A 19,701-nucleotide genomic window follows, 5' to 3' on the forward strand; every position below is an offset into this window, starting at 1 on the left:
GAATGACAACGTCTAATGATGAAAAATGGATAAATAAAAAAATATCTCGCCGTGACATGTTAAAACTAACAGGCATGGGCGTGGCTGGCATTGCGATAGGTGCTTCTGGCTTTGGTGGTGTAATGAAAGCGATGGGTTACGATATGTTTGAACCTGTCGCTGATAGCACAACAGCAAAAAATAAAGTTAATTTCTATGGTAAACATCAGTCTGGCATTAATACACCCGTTCAAAAACATATATATTTTGCTTCTTTAACGGTTTTAGTGACATCAAAAGAGGAGCTACAAGAGTTGTTCAAGAAATGGACACCTCTTGTTGTTCGTTTAATGAATGGTGAATTAATGGTAGATTTAACAACAAATACTAGAGTTCCAACGGGTGATACCGGAGAAGCAGAAGGCTTAGATGCTTCGAATTTATCCATAACGTTTGGTGTAGGTCCTTCACTGTTCGATAAGCTTGGCATGGCACATTTAAAACCAGCCGAATTAGCGGACTTACCACATTTTCCGAAAGACCAACTACAAAAGGAATATACAGGTGGAGATCTTTGCATTCAAGCCTGTGCGGACGATCCCCAAGTGGCGTTCCATGCTGTACGCAATTTAGTACGCGCTGCTTCTGGCAAAGTGGAGATTAAATGGTCCCAAGCTGGCTTTAACTCATTCCCTGCTGAAGGGGGGACACCTCGAAATTTATTTGCATTCAAGGACGGTACAGTCAACCCTTCTATTAAAGATGAACAAGACTTAAACAAAGTAGTATGGGTCGATAAAGGGTGGCTTAAGGGTGGCTCCTATTTAGTGGCTCGAAAAATCCAAATGCATCTTGAAACATGGGATCGTACATCGTTAAAGGATCAAGAAGCAACGTTTGGGCGTTATCGCGATAGTGGTGCGCCATTTGGTAAAACGAAGGAATTCGATGATTTTGATGTAGAAGCAAAAGATAACAAGGGCGAGTATATTATGCCCGATACATCGCATGTCCATTTAGCACGTAAATCAGGTGCTCGCATACTACGTCGCTCTTATTCTTACGCATCAGGCGTTATGTCGAATACAGGAGCGCACGATGCAGGGCTCCTATTTATCTCTTTCCAAAAAGATCCGGCGCAGTTTACAACAGTGCAAAACAGTCTAGGACGAATGGACAAAATGAATGAATATATTACTCATCGAGGCAGTGCCGTTTTTGCTTGCTTCCCTGGAGTACAAAAAGGGAGTTATTTAGGTGAAGCACTTTTTAACGCGCTGTAGCATTATAGTATGCTTATTATTGGCACTTGCGGTACCAGTACAAGCAGCAGAATCTTATAGTCACTTGTACATTTCCATTAGTGACGCTCTGATGAATACGAAGCAAGACAAGCAAGCTGAAGCAACGCGTGCACTTGAACAATTTGCAACGGACTGGGCGACTGTAAATTCACAACAAACTGAAGCAAAAGAAAAGGTTGATCAAATACTTGAGCAAGCTGTAAAGGCTTCTTCAAAAGAAGAGCGTTTAACTGCATTGTCGGCTCTATCGAATGCATTACGTGCATTAGAAAAGCTCGAAAATCCAGTAGATGAAGCGGAGCAACGAGCTGACTTTGGTCTAAAAATGAAACCAATTATGACTGCCTTTGAGCAAGCATTAGCAAGTGGTGATATAACAACGATTGACGCTGCGTACAAAGAGTTTAATATGAAATGGAATAAAAATGAAAGACCAGTACGTGAACAAAGTATTGCAATGTACGGTCAAATTGAAACACAAATGGCTTTTTTACGTATTACAATTTCTTCAGAACAGCCTGATGTAACATTAATGCAATCACAATTTGCAGAACTAAAGAAAACGATTGAAGATTTTGTAGCAGGTAACGAAACAGCACAAATTGTAGCAGGTGAATATTCTTTAGCGTCTTTAATTGCGTATATAGATGAAGCTAACGATTTGATAGACGATGGTGACTACAAGGCAGCATCTGATAAAATACGCGAATTTATTACGATTTGGCCAAGTGTAGAGATTGAAATTTCAACACGCAACGGTAATCTTTATACTAAAATAGAAAGTGATATGCCGATTATAGTAAGTGACTTATTAAAGACTCAGGTCGATGAAAAGACCATTAAAAGTAAACTTAATCAGTTCCGTACCGAAATTGAATTAATACAAGGTAATGCCGATTATTCCATTTGGGATTCAGCACTTATTTTGTTGCGTGAGGGCTTAGAGGCATTATTGATTATCCTTGCATTAGTGTCATTTTTAAATAAATCAGGACAAACATCGTTACGTAAATGGATTTATATCGGGGCTTTAGCTGGGGTAGTATTATCGGCTGTAGCGGCAGTATTAATGTCAACGATCTTTCATTCAGCAACGGTCGATACAAACCGAGAAATAATGGAAGGTTATGTCGGTCTTGTAGCTGCTGCAATGATGATAGGAGTCGGGATATGGCTTCATAGTAAGTCCAACGTTGCGAGCTGGAATCGTTATATTTCAAAACAAATGGGCAATGCTATTTCAAGTGGTTCCGTATTTGCTATGGCTGCTGTCAGCTTTTTATCGGTGTTCCGAGAAGGAGCAGAAACACTTGTGTTCTATGCGGGAATTGCACCGAAAATGGCGACCTCTCAATTTATACTCGGTATTGTTTTGGCGCTTGTCATCTTAGCTGTTATCGCAATCGTCTTATTCAAAGCGAGTGGTAAAATAGCCATTCATAAGCTTTTTGCGGTGGCAACTGTGTTAATTTATGTGTTAGCATTTAAAATCATCGGTGTCAGCTTGCATACATTACAACTAAGAGATAGTGTACCAACGACCATTGTGGATGGCCTGCCAGTCATTAGCTTAATTGGCTTCTATCCAACACTAGAAACAATGATAGGGCAAGCGATTTTACTTGTGCTAGTAGTAGCAACTATTATCTATAAAAAGAAACAAGCAAAATAGCGAAAAAAGAGACTGGGACATAACCTTAAAATCTTAAATAGAGGTACATTGGTTATGATAAATTTTTGCTAAGAAAATATATAGAATATATTTTCTATTATTTCTTTTGCAATGAATAATAAAATAGAAGGCTTCACTAGTTGTTGGTAGACGAAGTGGACAATAACGGCGCAGCAAAAAAGTGTTAGATTGACTCCCATCGATCTAACACTTTTTCTCTTTTGTCCCAGCCCCTTTTTTATGGTGCAGTATGCCAATGCGAAGGCATACGCAAATAAAATGGTAGTTTTGTTTGGTGATTACCGATTGCCGAATTGATTTGCATTTGCGTTAAAAACATCGCAGTGTCTGTTGCTGTTAAATCTTTCCCCTTTAAATTTTGTCCAATCCAATTTGCCCCTCTATGGTGAGGCGCATTTTTTTACTTACAGTGTTGAATACAAGCTTATTGCGAATTTGTGCACTGGTTTCTAATAATAGGTTGTTGACAGGTTGTCGGATTGGAGGAATATCTAGAACCACTAATGCTGTTGCCTCTAATTTAGAAAGAGTTAGTAATGTCTCTAATTGTTTATGCAATTTGTCGTATAATTTAGGTGATATCCGATATGCCATTGCCTCTGCAACATAGGTGATCATTTCAAATAACTCCTCCATAATCGGAAAAACTTGAAACATTTTTTCAGTCACTTCAGCGTTATCTCGCCAATTCTGTCCATTGAATGTTATTTGAGCAACCATTTGTCCCGCCCCTAAACAATCATAGACGGTACACCCCTTAAAACCTTTGCTTCTAAGGTCACGATGTATTTGACAGTGAAAGTTAGAGTGCAAATGGGTGCATGGTCTGCCAGCGGACTTATTCATTGCAAAATGACAAGATGCGGTAATAGTTAGTGCTGTACAGCATAAGCCAAAGCAGTTTTGACAATCTGCTTGCATGCTTTTACGGAATGTTTTTTGAGACTGTATCATTTATTCCTTTTACCGATGACATTGAGCCCTCCTCAGTTAAGACTTCTTGTTATATATGATTTTAGCATTAAATATAGCTGATTAACTCCTCTTGTTATTAGAAGATTGTATAAAAATAAGATTTTTCTCAAAATAATTGAAAACTATATCGCAACGTGATATAGTCTAGGTATGACATAGTCACGGTGCGACATATGGAGGTGGGAAATTGGATAAATTAATTAAAAAATATGTACCAATGACTGAGACTTCATTTTATATATTATTATCACTAACTGAACCACGCCATGGTTACGGTATTATTAAGTGCGTTGCTGAATTAACAAATGACAGAATCAAGTTAGGTTCTGGTACGATTTATGGCACGCTAACAAAAATGCAAAAGGATGAAATGATTACAGTTTTTGCGGATGATCGTAGAAAAACAATTTATGAAGTGACGGAACTTGGGAAACAGGTGATGCAAGCGGAAATGACTCGTTTAAAAGAATTACATGCACATGTATTACGATTTGAGGAGGATTTTTCATGAAAAAACTGCGATGGCTGTGGAGCTATCAAGTAAATAGAACAGAGAAATGGCTAAGTGATATGGCAAGGGAAGGCTATCATTTATGTGATTTTAATGCAGTAACACGTGCATTTACTTTTGAAGAGGGGGAACCGAGAAATGCTATCTATGCGATTCGCTTGGATAACAATGCATTACCAAGTGCTTTGCAGCAGGAAGGTTGGCACATGGTAGCATCGTCGAAAAGTTGGCAGTTTGTGAAGAATGAATCATCAGACGTCGCTGTCTATCCAACACGTGAAACTATCTTAAGACGAGCGAGAATGCATACGTACTTATTTATTTTATTGGCCATTATTTTGATGGCAGGACAGATAAATGTGTTACTAATGACTACCATTACATCGAGAACAGTGGGAGATATCAGTTGGTTAGGGATTGTCATTCCGCTTTTTATTCTTACCCTTTTCATAAGTTTATCAATGTTTGTCTATAGAGCTTATCGAAAGTTTGAAAAGAAGGAAATGGACTTTGGTATTCAGGTCATTGCTAATGGTAGGAAATTACACAAAATAAAGCTAGGTTGGATGTACTTGCCGCAACAAACAAAGGAATGGCTTGAAGTACAAGCAGAACAAGGGTTTGAACTTGAACGTGTTTTTGGACCCCTATTTACATTTCGTCAAACAGGTAGAAAAAATATTGCATATGAAGTATGCTTTGAACCGAAAGTAGATAGTACTTTCTTCTCCATTCATAAGGAGATAGGTTGGCAATTAAAATTTTCTTCTAATTTAACATGGATGCATTACTCGATTTGGGCAATGCCTTATAAAGAAGGAGAGATGGTTCCTGCATTTATGTATGATCTTAATGAAAGGTTTCGTAGTCTGAAAAAATCATTATTGATGAGTTTAGGCATAAGTGGTTATTTGCTAATAACTCTTGCAGTTTCTTTATATATCAATTTTTTAAGAATAGGCAATAATTTTTTTGAAATGTCAATTGACGGCATATTACGGTTGTTATTAATCGTTACAATTGCATTATGGGGATCAATATTTTTAAAAATAATTATAGGATTTTTACGTGAATGGAAAATTGTAAGAGAGGGATATTAATAATAGTGATTATCTAAGCACTTCCTTTCGAACGGAGGTGCTTTTTAATGCGCGCTGAATAATTCTTTATCATGTTAAAATATCAGAAATAAGTATGGTTACTAAAGTTCTAAATGCTAGTCATGTGATACATAGAGAATACACAACATATTATGAAATTACACTTGAGAAATTTATACTTCATATTGTGAATATATATTTATTTAAAAAGTAAATATTATTAATCTCGTAAATGATACATGCGCAAAAATCAAGAAACTTATTTAAGTTTGCTGTAAACTAAAGAGAATATAGAGTGAAAGAGTGATGGCATGCTACAGGTAAATGTGGAGGATTCAAGTTTAATATTAGAGGGTGGGACGTTTCGTACATTGTTTACATCTGGTGTCTTGGATGCTTTTTTAGAGCATGACATTATGATGCCTTATGTTGTCGCTATTTCAGCAGGTGCAATCAATGCATGTTCGTATGTATCACAGCAAAAGGAACGGTCTTTACGTGTATTAATGGATTATCGCCATGATAAGCGCTACATGGGCTTGAAAAATTTCCTTAAAGAAAAAAGCTTATTTGGCTTGGATTTTGCGTATAATGTGATTCCAAATGAGCTAGATATTTTTGATTGGGATACGTACAAGCAGTATGATGGGAAATTGCTTTTTGGCGTAACAAATGCAGCAACAGGACAAGTTGAATATATGGATGCAAAGGAAATGGATCGCCAATGTACGATGTTGCGTGCAACTTGTGCTATACCAATCTTATTTCCAGAAATCAAACTAAATAATACGCCATATTACGATGGTGGCTTAGCAGAGCCAATTCCGATTATGCATGGTGTTGAAACGGGTTTTAAAAAGCATGTACTAGTATTAACCCGACCTAAAGGCTACCGTAAACAGCTAGATCGGCAAAGTAAATGGGCTATGAAACTACTAGCTAAACGTTATCCGAATTTAGTAAAAAGCATGCAAAAACGTGCAGACCATTATAACGCTTCACTTGATTATTGTGAACAATTAGAGGCACAAGGAAAGGCATTTATATTCCGCCCAACACAAGCACTTAATAGCTTTGAGAAAGATACAGTGCAAATGCGTAAAAATTACGACATGGGCTATCAGCAAGCGATGCAACAAATAGATGCATTAAAGCAATTTTTAACTTGATTTTAAAATGGTAAGGGGAGGGCCAACGTGCATTTTGGGCTCTCTTTTTCATAGCGCTTAAGCATCAACGTTCATTATGTAAAAATTGTAGAAAAGATTTCATGTCACATCACATTTCGATATAATAAATGAAAACTAGAAGAGGCGCGTATATGGAAACAGAATGGTTACGCACGTTTATCGTTGCGGCGAAAACGGAAAATTTCCGTGAGACGGCGGAAAGACGCTTTATCACACAATCGACGGTATCCAAACATATTCAGCATTTAGAAAAGGAATTGCAGACAACGCTTTTTGAACGTCAAACAAAGCATGTCAAACTCAATCGAATTGGTGCACACTTTTTACAACAAGCTGAAAAAGTGGTAGAAATCGTTGATGAAGCAGTACATAGTACACAATTGATGAAAAGTGGTTTTACTTCGAAATTAACAATAGGTGTAGCACCTCAAATAGCAAATTCCACATTACCAGCTATTATCGATCGTTTTCAGCAACAAAACCCTACCATTCATCTTTCTATTGAACTGTTAAAATCTAATGAAATTGGGGAAGCGGTTTATGGGGGAGCTATAGATATAGGGATTTCGAAATTAACCTCCACCCGTGCGGTGCACACGAAAATGCTTGCCCAAGAGCCACTCCAACTTATCGTACCGATAGGGAAAAAATGGACTGATCCAATGACGCTTTTACAACAAGAAACGATTTTAACACATGAATACGCGTCTTATTGGCAAGAAGTACAACAAGTACTTCAGCAATTGCCAAGCTATAAAAGCATGCAGGTTAACCAAACAGAAGTTATAAAAAACTTTGTCAAACAAGGGCTAGGAATTGCCTTTTTACCGAAAAGTGTTATTGAAGCTGCTTATGATGAGCAATCGCTCCATAGTTATTCGGTAAAGGAATTTTCGCATATTGTGTCCAACACTTATTTTTTATCAAAGTACGTAACGGCTGATATTGAAGCTTTTTTTACGGTTTGTGATGCTGTCTATCAAAACAGAGGGAGCTATTACTAGAAGAGAAGGTGATATTTGCATGTATAATATGATGTCAGAAATAAGTCGAGTCGTTAGTGGACCCATCACGTTATTTTTAAATTCCTACGAACATTCTCCACTTGTTATCGCGTTACTTCTTGGCCTAGTTGGCGCACTAGCACCTTGTCAATTAACCGGCAACTTGAGCGCCATAACATTCTATGGTCATCGTACCATTCAAATGAAAAATAATTGGAGCGAAGTAATGGCTTTTATGATTGGTAAGGTTGCTGTCTTTAGTTTAATTGGCTTATTAGCTTGGCTATTTGGACAATCATTTGAAACATCAATAACTACTTATTTTCCAATATTTCGTAAGACGATAGGACCCATTATGTTGTTAACAGGTCTTGTCCTAATCGGCATTTTAAAATTAAAATGGCTGCATCAAATATCATCCCATATCCCGCTTGTATTGAAAGAAGGGAAGGCAGGTTCATTTCTAATGGGGGCATGCTTTGCCATTGCCTTTTGTCCGACGATGTTTGTGCTATTTTTCGTTTGGCTGATGCCTACAGTTGTTACTACTTCCTATGGATTGGTTTTGCCAGCGGTTTTTGGTCTTGCGACTTCCATGCCACTTATTTTAATGTTGGTACTGATTCAAATATTTGATACAAAACGCGCCATTATGAAAACAAGTATGAAAATGGGAAGAGTAATACAAATCGTAGCAGGTATCATTTTAATCATGATTGGCGTAATGGACACTATTACCTATTGGGGTATAACGATATGAAAAAGAAGTACGTTGCGCTTGAGTGGAACAATTTGGAGGCTGTTGCTGTAAGGACAGTCTCTATTTTTATTTGTAAAAAGGAAAGAGGGAACATATGATTTATGCAATCGTATTATTTCTATTAGCAGGTATTGGTGAAATCGGAGGTGGCTATTTAATTTGGCTTTGGTTAAGGGAAGGCAAACCATTTTATTGGGGCATTTTTGGAGGGATTGCATTAGCTTTATATGGCGTGGTGGCGACTTTTCAATCATTTCCGACTTTTGGTCGAGTCTATGCAGCGTATGGAGGAGTTTTTATTGTGCTGTCCATCTTGTGGGGCTGGGGCATAGATAAGCAAAAGCCTGACATGTTAGATTTAGTTGGTGCTGGTATTTGTATTATTGGAGTCATGGTTATGTTAATGCCGCGTTCATAATAGAGAGAAAGTGTTAGATTATCGGTCATTAATCTAACACTTTTTTGCTGTGAACGAAGTTGTCCACTACGGGGGACGTTTCTCAAAGATTAGTGGCGCTAGCATTTGTTTTTGTGGCGTATCATGACCTTTTCGTGACGCTAATCATTTTTTAGCCCTTTGTTGCAACAAAACGTAAGCGCCAATAATCAGCAATCCATTGTTTATCTCGATAATTGGTTGGTCGCAACAGTTCTTCACATTTTGCATAAACGCGTTCTTTTTCATGCTGACTTACATGCTGGAGAATGTTGTTGCTAAACATAACAAGCCAATTCCGTAAGCCATCGTCACCTTGAAGTGGCGTCGGACGTTCATATAAAGTAATCATTTTTACAGTAAAGCCCACTTTTTCGAGCATCGTTTGATATTCGTCAGCTGCTGGAAAATACCATGGGAAATACTGCTCTTCATATGGCAGCCCAAGCGCCTCCATACTTGTTCTAAGTGCTCCGACAATAGAAGCGATATTCCCGTGGCCGCCCATTTCTGCAACAAAACGTCCTTGTTGTTTTAGTGCACGATAGATATTGTCAATCACTTTATCTTGTTGTTTCATCCAATGAAGCGCTGCATTGGAAAAGACTGCATCAAATTGATGGGTGTAGTCCATAGTAGCTGCATCTTGTGTGTTAAAGGTAAGCGTAGGATATTTTTGTTGAGCGCTTAAAATCATATCATGTGAAGCATCAATGCCATGTACAACTGCACCACATTGCGTTATTTCGTTGGCTAAATCTCCTGTGCCACAGCCAACATCTAAAATATGTTCTTGTTTTTGTGGTGCAAGTAAGTTGACTAAACTTTCTCCAAATTTTGAAACAAAGTCATGCTTTTGATCGTAAAGAGTTGCATTCCATTTTGTTGTCATTGTCTACCATCTCCTTTGTTTTTTAGCATAACAAAGAGAGGTGTGGAACGAAAATTCGAAAAAAGGGCTGTTTTGATTCCAATTTGGAATGATAGAAAGAAAAAGAATCCGCTCGCTCTACGGGTAATTCGTAGTAAACGAGCAGACTCTTTTAAGGTAATATCAATAATTAAAGCTTTGTGAGCGTTTTGCCGCTCCAGCCAAATAGTATTGTTAAAACTGGACCAAGCAAACAGAAGAAGGTGAATGGTAGATAAGTAGTTGTTGGAATATCTAGTACACTAGCGATAAAAATTCCGCACACGCTCCATGGTACAAGCGGGTTCACAACAGTACCTGCATCTTCCATGACACGCGATAAATTTTTCGGCGCAAGTCCAACCTTTGCAAACTGCGCTTTAAATGCCTCTCCAGTAAGCAAAATGGACAAATATTGTTCACCGATTAATGTGTTGACGCCAATTCCTGTTAGCGCAGCACCCGTAATAACGGAGCCAGCACTTGTAAATATGCTTTCAATTTTTGCTAAAATACTTTGAATAATACCAAGTGTAAATAATAATCCGCCCATTGTAAGTGCAAGTAATACTAAAGCGATTGTAAAGAGCATACTATTCAATCCACCACGAGTAAGCAGAGCATCTACGTCTTTAATTCCTGTATCGGATACATAGCCATTAAACAGCATGTCAAATACGTGGGACAGGGCCAGTGGTTCTTGTATGTAAGCAAGTCCAACGCCAACGATTGAAACAACTGCAAGTGTAATAAGAGCAGGTGCTTTATATAAGGTCATAATAACCAGAACAACGATTGGTAGTAATGTGTACCAATGAATAAGGCCTGTAGAAAGTAATCCTATTTTAAATTGTTCAACCGTTTCAAAAGAAGTATTGGCACCAGACGGTGATAGCAAGGCATACAAAGCAAACGAAATCACAAAGGCAGGAATAGTCGTCCAACCCATATTTTTAATATGCTCAAATAAATCAACACCTACTGTACCCGATGCTAAATTAGTTGTATCAGATAGCGGTGACATTTTATCGCCAAAAAAGGCGCCGGAAACAATAGCACCAGCCGTGATGGCTAACGAAATATCCATTGCGCCAGCGATTCCCATAAAGGCCACGCCAACTGTCGCAACTGTTGTTAAAGAGCTACCAACGGAAATCCCGACAATGCTACAAATAAGAAAAACAATGGCAAAGAAAAAGCTAGGTGAAACAGTTAAAAAACCGTAATATATCAGCGTTGGAATGGTGCCGCCCATAATCCAACTCGAAATTAAAATACCGATAAAGAAGAAAATAAAGACAGCACCTAAACCAGCACTGGCACCAGCAACCATCCCAGATTCAAGCTCACGGAAAGGTACTTTTTTCAATAGTCCATAGGCAATTAAAAGTGAGATTACTAAAATAATGGGGATATGTGGCGTTGCTTTTAAATAGCCAATACTAATGGCCATTGTGGCAATAATTAAAAGTGTAATGAAGCAAGCCTCAATAAATCGAGGGTTACTTTTTGCTTCAATGCGAAACATACGAATCCTCCTAACAATTACTTCTGCGCTTCAATGCGGTGAAGCCCAAAAGTATTATAGCATGCTTATAAATATTGTCAATTGATTGAAAATTCTGTCTATATAGACCGTTAAAAAAGATAGCGATATTTTCTCGCTATCTACTAGTTAAAATGCGCAACATAATCCCATGCATTTTTGATAATTAAGATACACGTCATGACAATAAAAATAAGACGCATCATGTTCGTCCCCCGTGTTAACGCAAATTTAGACCCTAAAATAGCACCGAATATCATAACGAAGCCCATCGGCAAGCCATATAAAAAATTGACCTGTCCTAATACTAAAAACATTACAAGTGCAGCCAAATTCGATGTGAAGTTAAATGCTTTTGCATTCCCAGCAGCTTGCAAAAAATCATTTCCCATCATTAAAAGGATGAAAATAAAAAAAGAACCTGTCCCTGGGCCAAAAAAACCATCGTAAAAGCCTACCACCGTAAACGCACAAAGAAAGGCTATTTTCTTTCCTATACTTAACATACGTTGCTTTGGCTGTTGTCCCCAATCTTTTTTTAAAACTGTATAAGTTGCGACTAGTACGAGCATAACAAGCATAAGTGGCTTTAAAATCGAAGGTGATACAAGGTGCACAGTGTATGCACCAATTAAAGAGCCTAAAAAAATAAAAGGTAAGATTTTTCCAATCTTTTTAAAATCGACTTTACCTGCCCGCAAAAAAGTCAGCATGCTAGTGCCATTACTGATGGTATTCGCTAGTTTATTCGTTGCAATGGCTGTACTTGGTGGTAATCCTACCGCCATTAATGCTGGTAAAGAAATCAAGCCTCCACCACCAACAATGGCATTTAAAAAGGATGCGATAAAGCCAAATACTAATAATGTACTAAGTGAAAGTAAATGAATATCCATGAAAATAACCATCCTTTTGCATCATACAATGTTTTCTTGTAAGCGTACTGCTTATGGCTAAAAATAACAATGGTGTTTGTATATTTTGTGGATTTAAAATTTACAATTCCTTTACATTGTAAAATTATAAGAAAAAATTTTTTTCAAGTATTTTTATAAAAATTAAAGAAAAAACGTTACATTCAACAGCAAAAAACGTCTTTTTATTAGAAGATTTCCAACGTTTGTAACTTGTTTACGTATGTTTGAATGAAATATGGCAATTTTAATATTACATTATTGTAAATTCAATTTATTTATCTTTAAAGTTATGTAGAATTATGTAAAGATTTTGTTATGATAGTTGCAGAAATCGACAATATTTATTCAACAGGAGGAACATAATGTTCAACTCAAGTAAGCAAGATCCATTTTTTCAGGCTTTATTAAAAATTTCTCAAAATGTGAAAGAAGGTATTTACTTCGCTCATAACGCGCGTATTCATGATATCGATGCATTAAAAGAGATCGCCGATACAATGAAACAATATGAAACAAGCGGTGATAAGCTGATTCATGAGCTAATTGTTATGCTTAATAAATCATTTATGACACCTATTGAACGAGAAGATATATTAGCGCTAGCAAATAAATTAGATGATGTAATTGACGGGATGGAAGGCTGTATTGCCCATTTTAATATGTACAACTTAACAGAAGTAACAGAGCCGATGCGTCAATTCCTAACGTACATTGCTAAAAGTACAGATGAAATGGTACAAGCAATGGAGCTACTAAATAGTAAAAAGCTTGTAGAAATGCGTAAACATGCCATTCAAATTAAAGACTATGAGCGTGAATGTGATGAGATATTCCGTTCTTCTATGAAGCAATTATTTATTCAAGAAAAAGATCCAATGCGCATTATCGTATTCAAAGATATTTACGAACAATTTGAAGATATTGCAGATTGTTGTCAAACAGTAGCGAATACAATCGAAACAATAATTATGCGAAATGCGTAAGATGGAGTGTACTAAATGGATACAATATTACTGATAACAATATTAGTCGTTATATTCGCACTTGTGTTCGACTTTATTAACGGCTTCCATGATACAGCCAATGCTATTGCAACATCTGTATCAACGCGTGCCCTAAAGCCACGTACTGCTGTGTACATGGCTGCGGTAATGAACTTTATCGGAGCTATTACATTTGTTGGAGTTGCGAAAGCATTAACGAAAGATATTGTTGACCCGTTTACACTAAATACGTATGACGGTGATATTACAGGGTCAGTGGTTATTTTGGCAGCTTTACTGTCAGCTATTACATGGAATTTATTAACATGGTATTTTGGGATACCGTCTAGTTCGTCCCATACTTTAATTGGTTCAGTTGCAGGGGCGGCAATTGCTGCGGCAGGATTTGATATTCTAAATTACACAGGCTTTATTAAAATCCTTCAGGCGCTTATTTTCTCTCCATTACTTGCGTTTGTAGCTGGTTTTTTCATGATGTCACTGTTTAAAGTAATCTTTAAAGATATGAATTTATATCGAACAAATAAAGGCTTCCGAACGATGCAAATCGGTACAGCGGCATTGCAATCATTTACACACGGTACGAACGATGCGCAAAAGGCGATGGGGATTATCACCCTTGCATTAATTGCAGGTGGTTTACACCAAGGTGACGATATTCCGTTTTGGGTTCGTTTTGCAGCTGCCTGTGCGATGGGTCTCGGAACATCGGTTGGTGGTTATAAAATAATTAAAACAGTCGGTGGTAAAATTATGAAAATACGCCCAGTGAATGGTGTAGCAGCGGACTTAGCATCTGCTTCGATCATCTTTGGTGCGACGTTAATTCATTTACCTGTATCGACAACGCACGTAATCTCTTCTTCTATTATGGGCGTAGGTACTGCACACCGTGTCAAAGGTGTGAAATGGGGTATGGCACGTAAAATTGTTACGACTTGGGTAATTACAATGCCAATCTCTGCCGTAATGGCTGCTACAATTTACTTTATTTTAAGCTTATTTTTCTAAAATAGTGAAGGAATGCACAACTTATGTGCATTCTTTTTTCTTTGCTTTGAATTTGCCCTTGTTAATACATGTGAGTCCATCTATGGTAATTATAAAGAAAGTATAAAGTTCAGAAGAAATACATCAATCCATAGTAAGGTTATGTAACAGGAGGAAAACGATGAATGAAAAGCTATTACTAATAGAGGATGATCACGCAATAGGTCGTATCGTCAAAGATACACTAGAGCAAGAGGGATACTTCGTCACATGGGCAACTACAGGCTTAGAAGGGCTAGCAGACTTTCAAGCGCAACCATTTGATTTAGTATTAGTCGATTGGATGCTACCTGAAATGGATGGCCTTACTGTTTGTCAAAATATTCGTTGGGAAAGTGATGTGCCCATTTTAATGATGAGCGCCCGAAAAGACGAGGCTGATAAAGTGGAAGGCTTACAAGGTGCTGATGATTATTTAGCAAAGCCTTTTAGCTTAGCAGAATTAAAGGCACGTGTTGCCTCCCATTTACGTCGATGGCAACGCTATAAGAAAATAGAAGTGACAGAACATGTCGCTACATTTACATTTGGCTTAGCAATTGACTGGCATAAAGAACTAGCAACACTGGAAAACAAAGAACTAGCCTTAACTCAAAAAGAGTTTGCCCTGTTAAAGCTATTGGCTAAAAATCCAGGCCAACTATTTTCAAAGGAAGAGTTATATCAGCATATTTGGCAACAAGCGAGTGTAGACGAGACACATACAGTCACTGTGCATATTAAAGCATTACGAGAAAAATTACAGGATCCGGTTAAAACACCACATTATATTCAAACCGTTTGGGGCAAGGGCTATCGCTTCATAGGAGAACCGTTATGAAAATAAAATCTTGGCTACTGATGATGTTTTTTATTGTGATGATTGTGCCAATTGGCGGGGCGTATGGCTTATATATATGGATCAATGCCTATTACCATGATAAAAGCTTTGCAGAATATATTGAGAAATGGACGACACTAAACGATGTCAAGTCGGTCCTGAACGATCCAACATTATATGCCAAAGATGCAGATATACAACAAGTAAAAGTACTTACGAGTGATCAACTAGCTATTACGCTATACGCAAAATCTGGCTTTGTTTATTATTCATCTAATCCGTTAACCTCCGGATTTGTTTCAAGAGAAAATGTGTTAAAAAACTTATATGTATTACAGCAAAAATACAATGCGTTTACATATAAGGAACCCGTTTTTCAACAAGGCGATTTAGTTGGCATTTATGAAATTCAACTTATCAGAAAGGACTGGGTTCAAGGTGTAGAGAGGCGTTCATGGCTCGTGATAGCGAGCGCGATTACGTTATTTCTAGCCGTTTATACAGCAGTCATTTTGTTGCTTAACCGTAAATTACATCGACCGTTACAAGCATTAATGCAACAAATGGATGCATTTGGGAAGGGACAACATGTTGACGCTGTGATGGCTACAAGAAAAGATGAAATCGGGGAGCTTACAAATACTTTTTTAAGTATGCAAAGGGAAATTGAGGTCGCACGTGTCCATTTAAAAAATGAGCAAAAGCAGAAGGAACTGATGATTGCCAGTATTTCACATGATTTAAAGACACCCTTAACAGCAATTCAAGCATATGCAGAGAGTCTACAAAATGCTTCCCTCACTGCGCATATGCAGGAAGAATATCGGGCAGTGATTTTAACAAAGGCAATGGATATGAAGCAAATGCTAGAAGATTTACTTATGTACACGTTGCTTCAATCGACAACCTATGATGTAACACTGGTCCCAGTAGAAGGACAGGAATTTTTTGATATGGCAATCTCGGATTATGAACCACTTTGTCAAAGTAAAGGGCTATCATTGCAAACGTTTTGTGATGTAGAGGGTACCTTTGCTGTTCATCCCTCACAAATGCAACGTGTGATTGACAATCTGATGAGTAATGCAACTCATTTTGGCACTTTAGGCACGACTATTTATTTAGCAGCTATCAGCAATCAAAAACTCGATTGGGGTTTTGATTTTGTGAACGAGGCGCTCACAAAAAAAAGCGGCATGTATTTAGTTGTGCAAAATAGTGGAGCAGGTGTAGGTGAACAAGAAATCGAGCAATTATTTGAACCATTGTACCAATCAGATCATGCCCGAACAAAGACAGGACAACGAGGCACAGGGCTAGGCCTTAGCATAGCGAAACAAATTATTGAAAAACATGGTGGAACAATAAATATGGTATCCAAGCGTGGAGTTGGCACAGCAGTACTGTGTTGGTTACCGCCTTACAAAGGAGAAAATGACAAATGAACTGGAAACAAACAATACGAGTTGGGGGACTTATAACGCTGATGACATTGAGTTTAGTTGGTTGTAATTCAGAGACATCTTATTCCCCGCAAGAGATTATAGACCAATCATTACAAGAAACACAAGAGCTAGCAAGTTATTATGGAGAATATACTTTGGATATAGATGAATCCGGAGTCGCTAACGTAAAAGAATGGATGAAGGATGGCAAGCGTCGGATTGAGATGTCTGTTGATGGCGATCATGTTATTGCTGTTAATGACGGTAAACAAATTATTTCCTATAGTAAAAAAGAAAACAAGGCAACGATTATTTCATTTGAAAATGGAGAATTAGGAGATTTTATGGGGCAATCGGCAAAAGACAGCGCCCAAGTATTATTAAACTTAGTAAAGGATTCTCACGATATAACCATTGCTGGAGAAGAATCAATTGCTGGTCGAGATACGTATCATATTACAGCGAAAGCACAAAAAAAGAATACATTATTAGGTGATGTTGAAGTATGGATTGATAAAAAAACGTGGTTGACGTTAAAAACAATTACGACGAACGCAGGTAATGTGACGACGCAAGAATATTCTAAGTTCGATGTTAATAAAAAAATGGAGGATAAGTTGTTTACTTTTGATATTCCAAAAGATGCAACGGTAGAAAAAATAGATCCCCAAAATCAAACATCAACGGCAACAATCGAAGAGGTGAAGGAACAACTGGGTAACTTTTTAATGGTACCTGAGGTGAATGGCTTGTCCATATCCTCAATCGTCGATATGAAAGTGAAAGAGCGCCCAGAATTTTCTTTTGAATTTGAAAAAGATGACCAACCTGCATTTTCAGTTTCAGTTCTTAAAGAAGCTAGTAATGAGGAATTTGGTAATCTTGGGAATGAAGAAGAAATACAAGTACGAGGCAAAAAAGGCACATGCATGGATTTAGGAGAACTTTTTGTTATTTCTTGGTCTGAAGATGGCTACCAATATAACATTATAAGTGAAAATCCTGAATTTACTAAAGAAGAAATTTTAGCATATGCCGAGGAAATGACCAATGTTCAGTGAGGTGAACGGTGTGCAAAAGGCGAATTTTATAAAGTGCATAGCATTATTTTTATTTGCTACTGGGTTTTTATACGGTGTTGGTGAAACGTATAGCGTTCCATGGCTACAATTTCAATTTCTAGGTGAATACAATAATGAAGGTTTTTATTTTAGCTTTAGTTCTCTTATTCCGTTACTCGGTGGCATACTCATAGTGGCAATATATGAGACGATCGTTAAACGATTTATCTAAAAAAGAGAAAATCCACTACTATTTGAAGTGGATTTTCTTTTTTTATTGGATGGTTAGGGGCGTTCACTTTCGTTTCATACGCAGGAGTCCGATGAAATTTAACTAAGTTAAGAAAGAGCTAAAAATAGAAAATGTTAAAAATATATAAATTAAAACAAGTCTCTTTTAAAGAGGCTTGTTTTTTAAATTCCTAAATTAGGTTAAATTACTCATATGATGGAAAATAAATAAGGATAAAGAATTGTAATATTTTAGAAGCGAATGTAGTATTAAGGGAGTAGGAAAAGAAAAAGGAGGATGCGGTATGGATTTACAAGAATTTGAAGAACTATGGATTACCCTAAATGAATTATATAGTGCAAATCGCTATTTAGAATATATTGAGTTAAGCAGTCCCGCTATTGAAAGTGCCAATGCACTAGCGTTGTATGATAAGGCAATGCATTTATTGCGCTATAGCTGTATGAGCTATTATCAAGTGGGCGATCTACAAATATCCATCAATTTATTAGAAAAATACCGCGAACTGACTTTTTTATATGGGAATGATATTGACGTCATTCAATATTATTCACTTGCCTCCATTTATTGGGGAACGTTCGGACAACAAAAAAAATGCGAAGAGCTTTTAATGAAAGGGCTAGAAATTGCAGAGCGTATTCAACATATTGAAAGCATGGGGAAAATTTATAACAATCTAAGTGGTTTAGAAATTGAACTCGGTAAATATGCAAAGGCAAAGCGACTTGCCTTAAAAAGCTTATTCTATACGAATGAATTTGATTTGAAGCACGATTCCCCCTATAAGGGTATTATACATGCCAAGACTAATTTAGCTATTGCCCATATTTGGCTGGAGGAATTTGAAGAAGCGAATACGCTCTTACAGGAATTATTGATGACAATAAAAGACCCTCCTTATAATAAGGCACAATTAGAGGTGTTCAATGCGCAAGCACTACTATATGAAAAACAGGGTCGTATTGGTGAAGCAATTGATATGTATCAAAAATCAAAGCATTATGCATTGCAAAATAATGATCTATCTTTGTTACAGACAATTTACAATTCATTAGTTAAGCTTATTGAAGAACAAGGGAATAAAATTATTTTAAGCGCTGTACAAAAGGAATATATTAATATTTTATTAGAAATACAAAGGGAGAATTATACTCAGGTACTATTCGAAATGGAGTATAACGATCAGAAAAAACACTTTGAGCGAACTTCCTATATAGATCCGCTTACAAATATTTATAACCGACGTTATTTTGATGAACAGGCGAAAGAAATGGTGAAAAGTGCAGCAAGCAATCAAAAGCTACTTGCTCTTTTGATGATTGATTTAGATCATTTTAAATCAATCAATGATTCAAATGGTCATTTATTTGGAGACGATGCATTATCCATTACAGCGACCACATTGCAGCAGTTTTTTCAACCGTACGAATCCATTGTCGCACGTTTTGGTGGTGATGAATTTATTGTTCTCCTTCATCTAAGAGAAGGGGAGTCAATCTCTATAATAGCTCAAAACCTATATCATTCATTAACTTCACTGGTATTGACAGTCAATGAAGCTGTCGTGCAATTAGAATTTAGTATAGGTGTAAGCACGAATGAACATGGTTATATTACGCAACTCGAACAATTAATCCATAATGCTGATAGTGCACTTTATACATCAAAACGGAATGGACGTAACCAAATAACACTCTATAACCAATATAACGATGCGGGAAATAGTAAATAAAGGAAAATATT

General features: G+C 37.1%; 19 protein-coding genes. 15 read left to right on the forward strand and 4 right to left on the reverse strand.

Annotated elements, in window-relative coordinates:
- The first annotated feature begins 2 nt into the window (after positions 1–2).
- Positions 3–1,262, forward strand: coding sequence for an iron uptake transporter deferrochelatase/peroxidase subunit (gene efeB, locus T479_RS09165; protein WP_025219323.1), 1,260 nt, complete (start codon positions 3–5; stop codon positions 1,260–1,262).
- Entirely contained in the window at positions 1,237–2,955 is a 1,719-nt protein-coding gene (locus tag T479_RS09170; RefSeq protein ID WP_025219324.1) for an FTR1 family iron permease, read from the forward strand. The genes efeB and T479_RS09170 overlap by 26 nt, the downstream gene beginning before the upstream one ends.
- Before the next feature lie 372 nt (positions 2,956–3,327).
- Here T479_RS09170 and T479_RS24045 read toward each other — a convergent pair whose 3' ends face one another.
- Positions 3,328–3,696: a hypothetical protein gene (locus T479_RS24045; protein ID WP_227665433.1), complete on the reverse strand. Its 369-nt coding sequence runs from the start codon at positions 3,694–3,696 to the stop codon at positions 3,328–3,330.
- Between the two features lie 472 nt (positions 3,697–4,168).
- On the opposite strand from T479_RS24045, the gene T479_RS09180 reads away from it, so the two are divergent.
- From T479_RS09180 to T479_RS09205, 6 genes are all read left to right on the forward strand, one after another.
- Positions 4,169–4,462 (forward strand): PadR family transcriptional regulator, encoded by a 294-nt coding sequence (locus T479_RS09180; RefSeq protein ID WP_052599571.1) that lies wholly within the window; start codon positions 4,169–4,171, stop codon positions 4,460–4,462.
- Positions 4,459–5,562 (forward strand): DUF2812 domain-containing protein, encoded by a 1,104-nt coding sequence (locus tag T479_RS09185; protein WP_025219326.1) that lies wholly within the window; start codon positions 4,459–4,461, stop codon positions 5,560–5,562. The genes T479_RS09180 and T479_RS09185 overlap by 4 nt, the downstream gene beginning before the upstream one ends.
- Before the next feature lie 311 nt (positions 5,563–5,873).
- Positions 5,874–6,731: a patatin-like phospholipase family protein gene (locus tag T479_RS09190; protein ID WP_029747330.1), complete on the forward strand. Its 858-nt coding sequence runs from the start codon at positions 5,874–5,876 to the stop codon at positions 6,729–6,731.
- A 152-nt stretch (positions 6,732–6,883) separates the two neighbouring features.
- The gene (locus T479_RS09195) at positions 6,884–7,756 is read left to right on the forward strand and encodes a LysR family transcriptional regulator (protein ID WP_025219327.1); all 873 of its coding nucleotides are present in this window, start codon (positions 6,884–6,886) and stop codon (positions 7,754–7,756) included.
- 19 nt (positions 7,757–7,775) lie between these two features.
- Positions 7,776–8,516 (forward strand): urease accessory protein UreH domain-containing protein, encoded by a 741-nt coding sequence (locus tag T479_RS09200; RefSeq protein WP_024363618.1) that lies wholly within the window; start codon positions 7,776–7,778, stop codon positions 8,514–8,516.
- Positions 8,517–8,610: 94 nt separating this feature from the next.
- The gene (locus tag T479_RS09205; RefSeq protein ID WP_025219328.1) at positions 8,611–8,934 is read left to right on the forward strand and encodes a YnfA family protein; all 324 of its coding nucleotides are present in this window, start codon (positions 8,611–8,613) and stop codon (positions 8,932–8,934) included.
- A 151-nt stretch (positions 8,935–9,085) separates the two neighbouring features.
- On the opposite strand, the gene T479_RS09210 is transcribed toward T479_RS09205, so the two are convergent.
- The 3 genes from T479_RS09210 to T479_RS09220 all read right to left on the reverse strand — a co-directional run bounded on the left by T479_RS09210 (position 9,086) and on the right by T479_RS09220 (position 12,304).
- Entirely contained in the window at positions 9,086–9,844 is a 759-nt protein-coding gene (locus T479_RS09210) for a class I SAM-dependent methyltransferase (RefSeq protein ID WP_025219329.1), read from the reverse strand.
- A 169-nt stretch (positions 9,845–10,013) separates the two neighbouring features.
- Entirely contained in the window at positions 10,014–11,390 is a 1,377-nt protein-coding gene (nhaC, locus tag T479_RS09215; protein WP_025219330.1) for a Na+/H+ antiporter NhaC, read from the reverse strand.
- Positions 11,391–11,533: 143 nt separating this feature from the next.
- Positions 11,534–12,304 (reverse strand): sulfite exporter TauE/SafE family protein, encoded by a 771-nt coding sequence (locus T479_RS09220; RefSeq protein WP_080653353.1) that lies wholly within the window; start codon positions 12,302–12,304, stop codon positions 11,534–11,536.
- Positions 12,305–12,687: 383 nt separating this feature from the next.
- Between T479_RS09220 and T479_RS09225 the strand changes: the two genes are divergently transcribed.
- From T479_RS09225 to T479_RS09255, 7 genes are all read left to right on the forward strand, one after another.
- The gene (locus T479_RS09225) at positions 12,688–13,308 is read left to right on the forward strand and encodes a DUF47 domain-containing protein (protein ID WP_025219331.1); all 621 of its coding nucleotides are present in this window, start codon (positions 12,688–12,690) and stop codon (positions 13,306–13,308) included.
- A gap of 15 nt (positions 13,309–13,323) precedes the next feature.
- Entirely contained in the window at positions 13,324–14,340 is a 1,017-nt protein-coding gene (locus T479_RS09230; protein ID WP_024363624.1) for an inorganic phosphate transporter, read from the forward strand.
- A 160-nt stretch (positions 14,341–14,500) separates the two neighbouring features.
- Positions 14,501–15,199 (forward strand): response regulator transcription factor, encoded by a 699-nt coding sequence (locus T479_RS09235; RefSeq protein WP_025219332.1) that lies wholly within the window; start codon positions 14,501–14,503, stop codon positions 15,197–15,199.
- Positions 15,196–16,644 carry a sensor histidine kinase gene (locus tag T479_RS09240; RefSeq protein WP_025219333.1) on the forward strand — a complete coding sequence of 483 codons (1,449 nt, stop codon included), beginning with the start codon at positions 15,196–15,198 and terminating at the stop codon, positions 16,642–16,644. Before T479_RS09235 ends, T479_RS09240 begins: the two co-directional genes overlap by 4 nt.
- Positions 16,641–17,705, forward strand: coding sequence for a LolA family protein (locus tag T479_RS09245; RefSeq protein ID WP_025219334.1), 1,065 nt, complete (start codon positions 16,641–16,643; stop codon positions 17,703–17,705). Before T479_RS09240 ends, T479_RS09245 begins: the two co-directional genes overlap by 4 nt.
- Entirely contained in the window at positions 17,695–17,937 is a 243-nt protein-coding gene (locus T479_RS09250) for a hypothetical protein (RefSeq protein WP_227665434.1), read from the forward strand. Before T479_RS09245 ends, T479_RS09250 begins: the two co-directional genes overlap by 11 nt.
- A 304-nt stretch (positions 17,938–18,241) precedes the next feature.
- On the forward strand, positions 18,242–19,690 hold the full coding sequence (locus tag T479_RS09255; RefSeq protein ID WP_025219335.1) for a tetratricopeptide repeat-containing diguanylate cyclase: 1,449 nt from the start codon (positions 18,242–18,244) through the stop codon (positions 19,688–19,690).
- The last annotated feature ends 11 nt before the right edge of the window (positions 19,691–19,701 follow it).

Source organism: Lysinibacillus sphaericus (assembly GCF_000600105.1).
In the GTDB taxonomy this organism is placed as follows: Bacteria; Bacillota; Bacilli; order Bacillales_A; family Planococcaceae; genus Lysinibacillus; species Lysinibacillus sphaericus.

Coding starts and splice junctions, on each gene's coding strand:
- T479_RS09210 (WP_025219329.1), bottom strand. CDS start 9,844: ATGACAACAAAATGGAATGCAACTCTTTACGATCAAAAGCATGACTTT.
- T479_RS09250 (WP_227665434.1), top strand. CDS start 17,695: ATGTTCAGTGAGGTGAACGGTGTGCAAAAGGCGAATTTTATAAAGTGC.
- T479_RS09225 (WP_025219331.1), top strand. CDS start 12,688: ATGTTCAACTCAAGTAAGCAAGATCCATTTTTTCAGGCTTTATTAAAA.
- T479_RS09230 (WP_024363624.1), top strand. CDS start 13,324: ATGGATACAATATTACTGATAACAATATTAGTCGTTATATTCGCACTT.
- T479_RS09185 (WP_025219326.1), top strand. CDS start 4,459: ATGAAAAAACTGCGATGGCTGTGGAGCTATCAAGTAAATAGAACAGAG.
- T479_RS09220 (WP_080653353.1), bottom strand. CDS start 12,304: ATGGATATTCATTTACTTTCACTTAGTACATTATTAGTATTTGGCTTT.
- T479_RS09240 (WP_025219333.1), top strand. CDS start 15,196: ATGAAAATAAAATCTTGGCTACTGATGATGTTTTTTATTGTGATGATT.
- T479_RS09195 (WP_025219327.1), top strand. CDS start 6,884: ATGGAAACAGAATGGTTACGCACGTTTATCGTTGCGGCGAAAACGGAA.
- T479_RS09255 (WP_025219335.1), top strand. CDS start 18,242: ATGGATTTACAAGAATTTGAAGAACTATGGATTACCCTAAATGAATTA.
- T479_RS09235 (WP_025219332.1), top strand. CDS start 14,501: ATGAATGAAAAGCTATTACTAATAGAGGATGATCACGCAATAGGTCGT.
- T479_RS09190 (WP_029747330.1), top strand. CDS start 5,874: ATGCTACAGGTAAATGTGGAGGATTCAAGTTTAATATTAGAGGGTGGG.
- T479_RS09180 (WP_052599571.1), top strand. CDS start 4,169: ATGACTGAGACTTCATTTTATATATTATTATCACTAACTGAACCACGC.
- T479_RS09205 (WP_025219328.1), top strand. CDS start 8,611: ATGATTTATGCAATCGTATTATTTCTATTAGCAGGTATTGGTGAAATC.
- nhaC (WP_025219330.1), bottom strand. CDS start 11,390: ATGTTTCGCATTGAAGCAAAAAGTAACCCTCGATTTATTGAGGCTTGC.
- T479_RS24045 (WP_227665433.1), bottom strand. CDS start 3,696: ATGGTTGCTCAAATAACATTCAATGGACAGAATTGGCGAGATAACGCT.
- T479_RS09200 (WP_024363618.1), top strand. CDS start 7,776: ATGTATAATATGATGTCAGAAATAAGTCGAGTCGTTAGTGGACCCATC.
- T479_RS09245 (WP_025219334.1), top strand. CDS start 16,641: ATGAACTGGAAACAAACAATACGAGTTGGGGGACTTATAACGCTGATG.
- efeB (WP_025219323.1), top strand. CDS start 3: ATGACAACGTCTAATGATGAAAAATGGATAAATAAAAAAATATCTCGC.